The organism is Vallitalea sp. (genome assembly GCF_025211055.1).
Lineage (GTDB): Bacteria > Bacillota > Clostridia > Lachnospirales > Vallitaleaceae > Vallitalea.
Genome location: NZ_JAOARO010000101.1, coordinates 1 through 12,940 on the forward strand (window position 1 = coordinate 1; position 12,940 = coordinate 12,940).

Genomic DNA, 12,940 nt, shown 5'->3' on the forward strand with positions numbered 1-12,940 from the left:
TTTTAAAGCATAACAGCAGTTATGTCTATTTCTTTTACCCATTTTTCTACTTTTATTTGTAATTCAGACAATATTTACTTGTCAAAGTGCTTTTGTCAGCTTTGCTGACATGATCTCTCAAGATTCCGAGAGATTATACTAATCTAAATTAATTATATTCTATAACAACTATCAGATACCTTTCTTTTTTTGTATATTCTATACTGATTTTTAACCATTTTTACATCTTATTAGCAAAATCCACCAAAAAAAGAGCCGTCTCAGGCTCTTTTGAGGTATTTTAAATAATTCTTCCCTTTTTTTATAATTTTACTGTTCTTTTTTTGTTAATAAGGCTATTATTTTATTATCTTGTTAAACTCTACCAACTGAACTTCATGAGGTTCTAATTGTATTTCATCTGTAAATCTATTATCTATGTTAATATATTTAATGTTTAACTGCATTTTGGATATAGACTCTAGATAGTCCAATTCTTCTTTTGTCATCTCCTCTATTGCACCCATTTTAAGCCAATTGTCAAATATTGATCCATGATTTCTGTTTAATCTGTAAGTATTGATTCTATAATTTCCATTTAGCCCATTAAGAATCAATTTCACAATTTTTCTATGAGGACGTTCAAAAACCTCATATCTATCAAGATAACTCATATATGACTCATCAGAGTTTTTATATAGACTATCAAAATGATGATAATTGAATATTAATACCTGATAGTCAGAACCTTTCTTGGTAATTATATAATCATTATTTCTTGAAATGAGTTCTTCTCCTAGCTTATTTAATAGTTTATATGCATGATATATTGGTTTCTTCAATCCATTGTTGGTGACAAAACCAAAACCTCCATGAAAAATATGTGGTGACATCCATCTCTCCTCAAAGATATCTGTGAAAGCCCAATATCCCAGACTATCAACCAGATTATAGTTATCCAAAACATTCTTAACTAGAAATGGAGCTTTGAACATTGTATCATTAACATAATCCCACTGAACATTAGAATTGAATTCCGTTATATGAATTTCTAGGTTATTTAACCCTTTCATTTTCAACTGTTCTTTTAACTGTTTTATTGTATTAATAATAAAATCTTTATCTGCAAATATATATTTAACAACTTGCTTTCCTTTATAAAAAAATTGGTTTTGAGACTTATTCGTTAATTCAATAGGGTAAGGATGAATAGAGATAAAATCAATGGCTAGATTATTCTCCAAACAATAATCCATCAACTTCATATTCCATTCAGCAATTCCACTGGTTGCTCCACAACCACCAGCCTTTAACATAGGATCAATATCTTTTATTGCTGTAAAAGTCTCTTTGAATAATCTAAAGAACATTTCATCATTACCATACCAAAATGCATCTTTTAGATCTGGTTCATTCCATATCTCAAAAAACCATGTCCTAACTTCTTGCAATCCATATCTATCTATACAATGAATCAAAAATCTATTAACTAATTCTATCCATCTAGACATATCTTTTGGATAACTTACATTTGCATTCCACCAAAAAATAGTTTGTTTTTTATTAGAAGCCAAATCATAAGGCATAAATCCAATTTCAACAAATGGCTTTATATTAACTTCCATAAAAAAATCAATTAGTTGATCGATAAGCCTGAAATTATAGACTGGTTTACCTTCTTCATCAATATGATAGACCATCATATCATCAGAAAATATTCCATGAAATCTTATATATTCAAAAGGTATATCCTTCTGTACTTCCCTAAGCTGTTTCTGCCACTCACCTCTCAGTCCTTCCGCTGCTCTGCCAAAAGTCATCAATTTTGACCATGACCGTTTTAACTGTCCAGAAATATGGGTAACATTGACATTTATTTCTTTTAATTTTGTATCAAGTTCATCATTCTCATCTTTGTATATTTTTTTAATACCTTTTTCTTCCTTAGTAAAACTTAGTAATTTCTCAAAAGCTTTTGTTTTACTGTAGTTAAAGTAATTGAACTCTTCATTGTTAGAATAAGAATGACTGTACACATCTCCTATAGTCTTTTTTCTAAATTGAGTAGGCGTTATTCCATATCTTTGTTTGAAAACTTTAAAATATGACTTTTCATTGGCAAAGCCATTAGATAATGCTATTTCATTAATATTTTTATCCTTGCTGAGAAGATCTTTTATAGAATTTTGTAGACGCATTGCTGCTAAATATTTAGTAAGACTAATACCAATATTCTTTTTAAAATAAGATGAAAAATAAGACTCGTTCATATATACTAAACTTGCTAGATCACTAAGAGTAATATTGTTTTTGTAATTCGCATCAATATATTGTATTATACGACTTAATTGTTCATTATCTTTTATAATAGTCTTAGAATTAGTTAGTTCAATTCTTTTATGTCTTTTCAATAATAATAGTATAAGCTCAAAAAGCAGTTGTTGAATTCTAATATAATAGGCTTCTTGCTTTCTATTTATGACAAGCATCATTTCTGCTAATAGTTTTCTTATATCATCATATTTATCTATTTTGTCTTGTCCAATACTTTTACAATCAAACAATATATTAGAAAAACCTCTATAATAACTTTCAAAATACTGGGGATCAATCTGTAAAACCAGTATTAAGTTAGGTTTTTCATATTCACTAGAATGTAAAGCATTACTATTAATAAGTAAAATATCATTTTGGCTTAATAAGTAGTTCTTATTTTCAACAAAAAAACGTGCTTCTCCGTCAAGAACAAATACTAATTCAATATCTTTGTGCCAATGATACATAGTGTAGTTTATATTGTGTATAAACATCTTTAATGGTAATCCACCGTGATAATTAATTAATTCATAAGAAGACTTAATTACTCTCACCACCTTATCATATATATCTTATGTCATTATTACCATTTATATCCTATTTATCATTATTATCTTTCTATTATAAAAAGCTCAAGACTACTTATCTTGAGCTAAAGATTATTTGAATAAATTTTATCCTACCATAAATTGTTGGTATTCTCTTTCATTACAGAAATCTGATAATTTTCCTTCGTATACTTTATGTAACTTCATTCTATTAAGATAATAGAAATCAACTGTAGAAACTAATGTACTTCTTTTATTAAAGAGCTTTACACCGCTTCTTTCGTATATATGTGATACAAAATGGGTACACACATATCCGTATGGAATTTTTATTGGTATATTCAACATCACTGTAAAAATACCAAATATATTATAATAGTATCTTCTTTTTCGCTTCTTAAAATGTTCTATGTTCTTAATTAATTTATCATATTGCTCCTTAGTTATTTCCATTTTGCATATTAAACAAGTAGTATTTTTAAAACGAGCATAAGTTCCTTTGTCAATATATTCTCTGACAAATCCTCCAATTAAAGGGTTTCTAGGGAATTTTCTACCAAAACTGTACATCTCGTTCAACTCTTCGTCCAGTGCAACCGATACATGGTTATATGGTATTTTGGTATAGAATTTGATTAATCTATTCAATACAGAACCAGTATCAGAAAGCATAATATAAGTATCTATAGTGTCTTTCTTCATGGTCAACCCTCATTCATATTTAGTCTAATTAATGATTGTTTTTTAATCTTATTCATTTTACCATATTTTTGCACTAATAACAATTAGAAATGAATTAGAAAACTATAATTTTACTTTTTTATATATCATTCTATAGAATTTATTAGCTATAATCTTTTTGAATATATTAATTTTGGCATCATAAAAATATTTTTTTGATAACCAGTCTTTTTCTTCCCAGTATTTAGAGTCTCTTTTAATAACTTTTTGGGCAAGCACTTTAGATACTGAGAAATATATTAACTGTTGTATACTAGGTTTATATAATTTCTTATCCATCATAATATGTTTTACAAAATTTTTGTATTCTTTTGGTTGTACTTTATCTTCTATGGTTGTTACTTTTCTACTAATGTTGTCAGTTGGGAAAGCTCCCCATTGAATAGCTACATTATCCATATATTTTAATGTGTTATATATACCTGAAAAAGATGTTGTTACTACATTCATGATTGGTATTCCAGTTATAGCTGGTCTATGAACCCATCTACAAGTTCTATCAATAAATATTTTAAGTTTTCCACTAATATTGTTAAGGTATATTGGAGTACTAAGTATTATTCCATCGTATTGTTGCAATTTATTCATCAACATATCCATATCATCATCTAAGAAACATTTATCCTTTAATATACAAGATTCACAACCTGTACATATCTCTATGTTATAATCATGTAGATTAATGATCTCAACTTCAATATTGATTTTTTTTAATTGGTCTTTGATGTCAATTAACAATCCATAAGTATTCCGCTTTCTTTTACTACTATTTATCGCTAAAACTTTTTTATTCATTCTCACACCTTCTTTTTAATTATATACCTATAATCTCCTTTATCCCATAATTATATATCATAAGTATCTAATAAAGATATTATCAACTTTTACTAAAACATTATTAATAGTTGTTAATGATTATGGTTATCATGAATTATCTGGTCTATGACTATTACCAGGGCTATGATAAATCCATAATCTTCATTATCATTAACATCAACACCATATGTATCAGAGAAGCTAAAAAATTCTTTGGATACTGTAGCTACTATATTACCATTTTTCATTATGGAAAAATTATAATTAAAAGGTCTACCGTCTATATCATAATAACCGTTTTCACTTTCAATATTGAACTTAGAACCAAAAAAAGCAATCTTTTTCTTGACTAACGCAACTGGATTACCTTTTCTGAATATAGTGTATTCGGGTAGCATCCTTAGAAGCTTCTGTTCTATATAGAATATTTCTTCTCCATTCATGTCAAATAATTGTAGTTTGTCACCTAAGCTGAATACTTTACCTTTTACTATAAAAAAATCATTCCCCATTTCATCTTTTATAGTAAAGTCATCTCCAAAACTAAATATTTTTTCCCTTACTTGGAATCTCATTGAATAATCACCCTCATTAAATTATTTTACAAACGCCATAATACTTATAATAAATATTAAGGCGTTTTTTAATGACATAAATTCTAAATTTTGTATTATTAGATTATTTATAATCAATTATATTTTATCATTATTATGGGTTTTTATCAATATAGGTAGTTTGAGTTTCCTCAAAAGTTTCAGATTAATTTATTGCAAGTAGGTCAGAAAAATTCTTTTGTTCTGACGTGGTTTTTGCAAAAGAGTATATGTATATGTTTCGCCAGCTACTTGCTCGTCCTGAGACTCATCAAATAACAATGGACATCGAGTCCATTATTATTTCTGACAGTCCAGTAGGGCTGTCAGATTAAAAGCTGGGTTCGGCGTCCTGCCTCACTACTTCACATATACATATACTCTTTTGCTCTTTATACCCTTTCAATATAATCACAAAACACTTTTTCTTCTGATCGGTTAACGATTGGCAATTTTTTTACATATAATTTAAATTCTTGAATAGTTACTCTATGACAGGGCAACGAGAACGCATGCTTGTACGGCTTCGATATCGTTATCTTTTGCGTATTGTAGTATTTCTTCGCTTACGGTACCTGGTTGAAGCCAAACGTTTTTTATTCCTAGGTCTTTACATTGTTTTATGATTGATATTCCTATTCTTGGATTGACTACGAAATCTACTACGTCAACTTTTTCAGGTAAATCAGCTAGTTCTTTGTATGCCTTATCACCGTCTATTTCTTTGCATTTGACACTTATTGGGTAGACTGTGTAGTTGTTATCTTTTAATTTCTTATATATTTTATACCCAAATTTATCCTGGTCGTCAGTTGCTCCTACTACAGCCCATTTTTTTGATTCCAACATTATTGTTTCTACGCTCATATGATCGCTCCTTTATAAAATATCTTTTCTTTGATAGTTAGTATACGTAAGAACGATGCTTACTACTATGATAATTATTGACAACACAATATATAATGCTTCAAAACCATTGCCATTCAGCACTTTGATAATATCAAAATATGAGAATGGAGTTATATATTTGACAAAATCCAGTTTATCGGATATATTTCTAAAAACATCCAAGAAATACATTATGAGTATTATACCTGTTGATATTGTTGTTGCTTTTTTAGCTTTTCCAGTAAATGATGATATGGCTAAACCAAGACTAAAGAATATACATTGTATTGTTAATAGTACAACCATACCATTAATGAGACCACCAATTATGGATTCGCCATTATTATTTATATTTACAAAAACAATGGTTGTTAACCCTGTTACAATATTAATGATTAGAACATCTATGAAACCAACTATTATTTTACTTGTAATCATACTGCTTCTTGTTATTGGTTTTACCATGAGAAAATCTGCTGTTTTGTCTCTTGCTTCTTTTGATATTATTGTTGCACCCAACATTACTGCATGTATTCCAGTTATCAATGCATAGTACATGAATAAAACACTATAATATCCTTTTATTTCAGTAAGATTCAAGGAAGACAAACCAAATGCATTCTTCATAAAATCAGGTAGACTTTCCAATAATTCATTGGCTTCACTGCCCATAGCTGCAAATCCGGCATATTTTGCGAAAGCCATAGCAGTAAATATAATTATACAGACGCTCCATATAATAAGAGCTTTCCTATACGAACGTAATTCTCTCAGAACAATATTCATAGAATTTCCTCCTATCCAATGTTCCTTCATATACTATACAGAAGGAATATCCTTTTTTTGATATATGACATATGAAGCTACTATAAATATAACTGTTAATGATATTGACGTTATTAAATGTGATACAGAATACGCTGAGTTCTCAGTTATATATCCGCTGTCGAAAAAACCAAATGGTGATAGATAGCTGTATTTTTCATCTTCTACTGTTTGATTAAAAAGATATATTATATAGAATCCAAATACAACACCTAGCGTAACTGGCAAAACGCTTTTTAACTTATTAACAATAGTTCCTATTAGAATACCTAATGAGAATAAAAACAATTGTACAAACAATAAGCTTAGTGTCAATAGTAAGAAATCAGTAAAGTTATAATCTACTTTTTTAAATGCCTCTACAGCAATTAAAGCAAAAACGAAAAATAGTACATTCATTATTACAACATGAGTCAATGCAGCCATAATCTTAGGAGTTAGTATATTAGCTCTTCTTAGAGGTTTAACAAGTAAAAAATCTGATGTCTTATCTCTTGATTCTTTTGAAGTTATATCCAGTCCCAGTTTCATAGCGAATATACCTCCTATAAGAAGAATATATGAAAATGCAAAGCTATAGTAACCAATTATATGTGATACACTCATATTACTTAGACCCATTGCTTTTATGAAAGCTTCAGGGAATTGACTTATAAGCTTCTCAAACTGCTCTGCCTCTTTTGAATAAGTAGGAAATAATGATACAAACAAGAACAGAACAGCCAATATAGAAATAGTCCATATTATATTACTTTTTAGATATTTCCTAAACTCGAACTTATAAATATTCATATTTTAAACCTCCTTTTGATAGTAGTACATGAAAACCTCCTCAAGAGTTGGTTCTTCAACTAGTAGGTTAGCCAGTTCTATTCCACCTAATTTATTAATCATTATATTGATATCGCCTTTATATAAAAATGTTGCTTTATTATCATTTACCTCAAGTTCTGTAACACCATTAACATCAAACACAGCCTTTTGAAGATTATTATGAGATTCAATCCTGAATCTTTTATATCTACTTTGACGTAAAGATTCTATACTTTCAGTTTTAATTATTTTACCATCTTTAATGATAGCAACTCTGTCACACATTCTTTGTACTTCATCTAATATGTGGGATGAAAAAAATATTGTTGCTCCTTTTTTATTTTCTACTCTTATTAGATCAAAAAATTTCTGTTGCATCAATGGATCAAGTCCACCTGTTGGTTCATCAAGTATTATTAATTTTGGTTCGTGAAGTAATCCTTGAACAATCCCAACTTTTTTCTTATTACCAAAGGATAAATCATCTATTTTCTTCTTAAGGTCCAGATTCAATATTTCTGCTAATTCATGAATACGTTTTGTACAATCCTTATCATAAAAGCTAGCAGAATATTTTAGTAAATCAATAACTCTCATATTATCATAGTAAAAAACTTCTGATGGAAGATAACCTATATTGTTTCTTATCTTGGCACCATCTTTGATACAATCTTTCCCAAATATCTTAGCACTACCGCTTGTTGGATAAATCAATGATAATAAAGTTCTTATAGTTGTTGACTTACCAGCTCCATTTGGTCCAATAAAACCAAAAATCTCTCCATCTTCAACTTTCAAAGAAACATCAATTATTCCTCTTGATTTACCATAGTATTTAGTAAGTTTTTCTGTTTCAATGATATGCATATGATAACCTCCTTCATTGATAGATTAAGAATTAGTATATTCTAAAACCAATGTATTTATTATTGACTACTTCGGTCAATAATATTGTAGCATATATTTTTTTATAATTCAATATATTATTAAACAAAAAATGACTGGACCACCCTACAACTTATATTTTCCATAAGCTATATCATGATACAGTCAAGAGCAACCATATTAAATTATATCAAATCTTTAGTCTATTATCTCTAGTGTTATGTTAACTTTATCCCCTTCAGTAATTTCAGTTATCTTGACTACGTCTCCTATTTTAATATCATTAACTTCTAACTCATCATCTTGTCCTTCTTTTTTAATCACAGTATTTTCATCAACTATAAATATTTTTTCTGTATCATCGTCTTTACGAATAGTAATTAATCTATTAGTTGTCGTCTCTGTAAGAATCATTACTACTCCTTCATAAACTTTTGTTACTATCTCTTCAATCTTAATTTCAATTTGTGATATGTATGAATTATCTCCTTCGATAATTTTTGTTATCATAACTATATCCCCTATGTTTATATCGTTAATCTTTAATGAACCATCTTTTCCTTCTTCTTTGATTATAGTATCTTTATCTAATACAAAAGACATTTCCTTATGGTCATCCAAAATACTTATTTTGCTTTCTTCCGCTGACTCTACAACCTTAGTAACTTTCCCCTTATAATTCTGTAGGATTTTGTCCACCTTTTCTTTTGATACCTCAATATACACTACTTTATGATCGAAGAATTCTAATTGTAATTTATCTGAAACTTTCAAGTCTGTTAATTTGATCTCGTTATTATTAGAATCATAGATAACTACATTTTCGCTAAGCAGATATCTTTCAGATTCAAAATCATCTTTTATAGTAATGATACCATTAACTATTTGAACAAATTCTCCCATTTCTACCTCATCTTTATCGCAATCTATTTTATCATCTAATCGAGAAAATAGAATTGCCATTTCAGCTCTTGTTAAATTACCCTTAGGATTAAATATCTTTCTATAACCTGACATCAATCCTAATTTATTAATTAAGTATATATAACCACAATTTCCTTCTGGAATCAAATAATCATCATCAAAATCCAACTCTTCTTCTTCATTATCATTAGCTTTTTCTTCCATCCCTAACGCTCTAATGATATATTTAGCTACCATATATCTTTTTACTGGTTTGTTAACATCGTAATCTTCTAATTCATCTTCTGTGATAATACCTTTTTTATAAGCATAAGCCAAATATAGAACCGCCCACTCAGGTACATCAATTTCTTCTATTAGCTCTGGAATTTCATCTAAACCTTTAGCATCATCTTCCCATCCCATGATTCTTAGAGTCATTACGATAACTTCAATATTCTTAGCAGATTTACTGGGTAAGAATTTACCATTTCCATCACCTAAAATGTAATTCTTGACACTCATACGCTCAATATCTTTATTAGCCCAATGGTCTCTTTCAACATCTTGGAATTTCTTTGTATATTTATGTTCCCATTTTTTATATTGTCCAACATATTTTTTGTAAATTTCGTTCCAACTAATCTTACTCTTTCCTTTATTACCTCTATAACTATGATTCTTTGCCATAGTAGCATTAGAGAATATCAGAGAAAAAGCTAACATCATTGTAATCAACTTCACTATTTTATTCTTCTTCAAAATAATAACCTCCTATTTTTTGTTTATTCATTTGGGTATATTATCTATTCGTAGACATTTCTTCCATTTTAGGGGTATTATTATTTTTTTTTATATTTTTTAGATTTTTTATACTCATTATTTTTTTGGTTACCATGAGCACCATCTTTCCTGTTTCCTTTTTCTTTAATATTTATGCTTTTAACATCTTTATATCTGTCATCGTTTTCATTTTTTGTTTTAGCTTTATCTTGTTTATTGTTTTTACTATTATTTACAGGATTTTTATTATTTGTGGTCTCTTTTAATGCTTTTTTACCCTCTTTTTTTATTTCTTCCCTATTACTATTAGTTTTTTTATTAACTTTATTGGCATTAACTTTTTTATTTTCCTTATCTCTTTTTTCTTTATTTTCTTGTTTTTTATCTTGTTTCTTATTTTCATTTCTATTATTATCAGACTTTGATTTTCTCAATCTTTTAACATTACTTTTATTCTTACTATCCTCTGTTTTTATTTTATCTTCTATGACTTCTATAAGCTCGTCAATTGTTATTTCTTCAAGTTTTTCTTTTTTATACGAAGGTGCAACTTTTCTAACTTCATCTATCAAAGCAGATTTTCCTGGTGATACATTATCATCCTTCGCTTGTTTATAATCATCTTCAGGAACTTCTACAGCATATACATTTACCTTACTATCTTCATCTAAATATCGTTTTACATTGTCTATTGTTTTATCTTCTAATTTATCAAATGTAAGTAATACATTAATTTCATCATTATTGTCTAACGTTGTTTCAGCTATTATATCACCTACTATTGTTTCTACCTTCTTATTTTTATAATCAGATATGTTATCAACCATATTTTTTCCATCCTCATTGATACCATTAATCTTTAATATCCTATTAAATCTATTGTATATAATTTCAATACTTGGGTTAATGTCAATATTAATATATCCATAAGGTGTATAATATGCATAGGCACTAACTCCAAATCCACTAATAAGGAATATTATAACAATAATAGCTGCTATTCTTCTGAAATTTGTATTTGTCATTCCATTAATATTTATTTCCATTCCGACTTCTATATAATTATTAGGTTTTTTAATCTTTTTGAACTGACCATCTCTTGTTAAGACTATTATATGATTACTATATATCTCCATAACTACTGCTCGCATATATTCACCTCCTATAGATATTCTTTTAAATATTCATAATCACCCATTATAATAATTATTAGGGCTATAATATATATTCGTCCTCGTTCTATTTTTTTTCGGTGTATCTTCATTTTTTCTGTTATTTTCTGAACAGGTAATCTTTTATTATTATGTATATAATTCATTAGTTCACAATCTGAAACAATTAGAGTAGCTATTTTTTTATATAATCTTCTAGTACTCTTATGTTTGGGAGAATGCTCAACAAGTTTGGTAAAGTCAAGCCCCCAAGTCAATAACTCTTTTTTGAATTCTATTATCTCCAATTGTCTTAACTCATTTTCATTTTTGATTCTATATATATCAAGACTTTTCTTATCAACCAAATCTATATCCTTAGTATGATCATCATTACAAAGTATAATATTATTACCAACATTAGGATTTTTTCTTTGATAATCAATAAGCCTTCTACTTATAACTATCTTTGAGAAAGTCAAAAAACTACCCTTATCTTTTTCATATTTATCAATAGCTTCATTGAATGCAATTAAACCTATTGATAGTTCTTCGTCAATACCATATTCAATATATCTACCTATTTTATTTTGAATTATTGATGCTATAAAAGGCTTATACTGCTCTATAAGAGTGTTCCTTATATGTACGTTATCCTTCGCTAATAATACCATCTCATCTAGCGACTTGTCCTTTTCCAACTTTTTCACCTCCCTACTTATAGTATAAGATTATATAGCTTCAAACAAATGGTAATTTTTGCCAAATGGTGTGTGTCAATTGCAAAATAAATACTTTATTATTTTTATAAATGTTATTTCAAATTATATATGCAAACCATATCTAATATCGTTTGTTTTTTTACAAATCTTTTATAATATTGTTTGCATTAATTGTGTTTATATGATATTATAGATTCAAATGATATATGAGGTGTTAAAACTGATGAATAATGATTTATTTTGGAATGCAAGTATTGATGATTTAAAAAAAGGTTATTTATATGATGAGATTGACGGTAATTATATTTGTCTTATATGTGGAGAAAAATTAGAAAATGGCATAATTCACGATTATAATAATCAACTAATGACATCGGAAAAGAGAATGCAGTATCACGTTGAAGAAGTACATGGTGGAACATTCAATTTTTTGATTACCCTCAATAAAAAGTATACTGGATTGACTGATAATCAAAAAGAAGTATTAGAATGCTTTTATAAAAATATGAATGATAAAGAAACATCAAAAGAGCTGCATATCTCTGAATCTACCATTAGAAACTATAGATTCAAATTACGAGAGAAAGAAAAACAAGCAAAAATATTTACAGTTTTGATGGAATTGGCAAGTACCCATACTAATAATAATATAATAATAGAGCCCCATAAAACTGCTACAATGGTTGATGACAGATACGTAATTACGGAAGATGAAAGTAAAAAAATCGTAAAAAGGTATTTTACACCAGAAGGTAAATTAAAGGATCTACCTTCCAAAGAGAAAAGGAAAATAATTATTCTAAGGCATATTGCAGAGAATTTCAAACCAAACTATAGATATAGAGAAACAGAGATAAATAGAATCTTAAAAAGAATATATGAAGATTATGCTATTATTAGAAGATACCTTATCGAGTATGGTTATCTAGATAGGACTAATGATTGCAGTTATTATTGGGTTAAATAATCCTAAATGG

12 protein-coding genes are annotated in these 12,940 nt (G+C 28.0%); 1 reads left to right on the plus strand and 11 read right to left on the minus strand.

The window, feature by feature from the left end:
• Positions 1–338: 338 nt before the first annotated feature.
• The 11 genes from N4A55_RS16645 to sigI form a co-directional block, all read right to left on the minus strand.
• The gene (locus tag N4A55_RS16645) at positions 339–2,849 is read right to left on the minus strand and encodes a GH39 family glycosyl hydrolase (RefSeq protein ID WP_293758568.1); all 2,511 of its coding nucleotides are present in this window, start codon (positions 2,847–2,849) and stop codon (positions 339–341) included.
• Between the two features lie 120 nt (positions 2,850–2,969).
• Positions 2,970–3,545: a hypothetical protein gene (locus N4A55_RS16650; protein ID WP_293758571.1), complete on the minus strand. Its 576-nt coding sequence runs from the start codon at positions 3,543–3,545 to the stop codon at positions 2,970–2,972.
• Positions 3,546–3,647: 102 nt separating this feature from the next.
• Positions 3,648–4,379, minus strand: coding sequence for a flavodoxin family protein (locus N4A55_RS16655; RefSeq protein WP_293758574.1), 732 nt, complete (start codon positions 4,377–4,379; stop codon positions 3,648–3,650).
• A 113-nt stretch (positions 4,380–4,492) separates the two neighbouring features.
• Positions 4,493–4,975 carry an LURP-one-related/scramblase family protein gene (locus tag N4A55_RS16660; RefSeq protein ID WP_293758577.1) on the minus strand — a complete coding sequence of 161 codons (483 nt, stop codon included), beginning with the start codon at positions 4,973–4,975 and terminating at the stop codon, positions 4,493–4,495.
• A gap of 507 nt (positions 4,976–5,482) precedes the next feature.
• Positions 5,483–5,860 carry a CoA-binding protein gene (locus N4A55_RS16665; RefSeq protein ID WP_293758580.1) on the minus strand — a complete coding sequence of 126 codons (378 nt, stop codon included), beginning with the start codon at positions 5,858–5,860 and terminating at the stop codon, positions 5,483–5,485.
• A gap of 12 nt (positions 5,861–5,872) precedes the next feature.
• The gene (locus N4A55_RS16670; RefSeq protein WP_293758583.1) at positions 5,873–6,667 is read right to left on the minus strand and encodes an ABC transporter permease subunit; all 795 of its coding nucleotides are present in this window, start codon (positions 6,665–6,667) and stop codon (positions 5,873–5,875) included.
• A 33-nt stretch (positions 6,668–6,700) separates the two neighbouring features.
• A complete protein-coding gene (locus N4A55_RS16675; RefSeq protein WP_293758587.1) occupies positions 6,701–7,498 on the minus strand; it encodes an ABC transporter permease subunit in 798 nt (265 codons plus the stop codon).
• Between the two features lie 3 nt (positions 7,499–7,501).
• Positions 7,502–8,386: an ABC transporter ATP-binding protein gene (locus tag N4A55_RS16680; RefSeq protein WP_293758590.1), complete on the minus strand. Its 885-nt coding sequence runs from the start codon at positions 8,384–8,386 to the stop codon at positions 7,502–7,504.
• Between the two features lie 216 nt (positions 8,387–8,602).
• Positions 8,603–10,069: an S-layer homology domain-containing protein gene (locus N4A55_RS16685; protein WP_293758592.1), complete on the minus strand. Its 1,467-nt coding sequence runs from the start codon at positions 10,067–10,069 to the stop codon at positions 8,603–8,605.
• 80 nt (positions 10,070–10,149) lie between these two features.
• Complete coding sequence (locus N4A55_RS16690) at positions 10,150–11,241, minus strand: anti-sigma-I factor RsgI family protein (protein WP_293758594.1); 1,092 nt, start codon at positions 11,239–11,241, stop codon at positions 10,150–10,152.
• 11 nt (positions 11,242–11,252) lie between these two features.
• A complete protein-coding gene (gene sigI, locus N4A55_RS16695; protein ID WP_330666454.1) occupies positions 11,253–11,942 on the minus strand; it encodes an RNA polymerase sigma-I factor in 690 nt (229 codons plus the stop codon).
• 244 nt (positions 11,943–12,186) lie between these two features.
• Between sigI and N4A55_RS16700 the strand changes: the two genes are divergently transcribed.
• The gene (locus N4A55_RS16700; RefSeq protein ID WP_293758596.1) at positions 12,187–12,930 is read left to right on the plus strand and encodes a DUF2087 domain-containing protein; all 744 of its coding nucleotides are present in this window, start codon (positions 12,187–12,189) and stop codon (positions 12,928–12,930) included.
• Positions 12,931–12,940: the final 10 nt, after the last annotated feature.

Excerpts from the sequence above, each read along its gene's own strand:
- N4A55_RS16650 (WP_293758571.1), bottom strand. The coding sequence starts at position 3,545 with ATGAAGAAAGACACTATAGATACTTATATTATGCTTTCTGATACTGGT.
- N4A55_RS16655 (WP_293758574.1), bottom strand. The coding sequence starts at position 4,379 with ATGAATAAAAAAGTTTTAGCGATAAATAGTAGTAAAAGAAAGCGGAAT.
- N4A55_RS16660 (WP_293758577.1), bottom strand. The coding sequence starts at position 4,975 with ATGAGATTCCAAGTAAGGGAAAAAATATTTAGTTTTGGAGATGACTTT.
- N4A55_RS16665 (WP_293758580.1), bottom strand. The coding sequence starts at position 5,860 with ATGAGCGTAGAAACAATAATGTTGGAATCAAAAAAATGGGCTGTAGTA.
- N4A55_RS16670 (WP_293758583.1), bottom strand. The coding sequence starts at position 6,667 with ATGAATATTGTTCTGAGAGAATTACGTTCGTATAGGAAAGCTCTTATT.
- N4A55_RS16675 (WP_293758587.1), bottom strand. The coding sequence starts at position 7,498 with ATGAATATTTATAAGTTCGAGTTTAGGAAATATCTAAAAAGTAATATA.
- N4A55_RS16680 (WP_293758590.1), bottom strand. The coding sequence starts at position 8,386 with ATGCATATCATTGAAACAGAAAAACTTACTAAATACTATGGTAAATCA.
- N4A55_RS16690 (WP_293758594.1), bottom strand. The coding sequence starts at position 11,241 with ATGCGAGCAGTAGTTATGGAGATATATAGTAATCATATAATAGTCTTA.
- N4A55_RS16700 (WP_293758596.1), top strand. The coding sequence starts at position 12,187 with ATGAATAATGATTTATTTTGGAATGCAAGTATTGATGATTTAAAAAAA.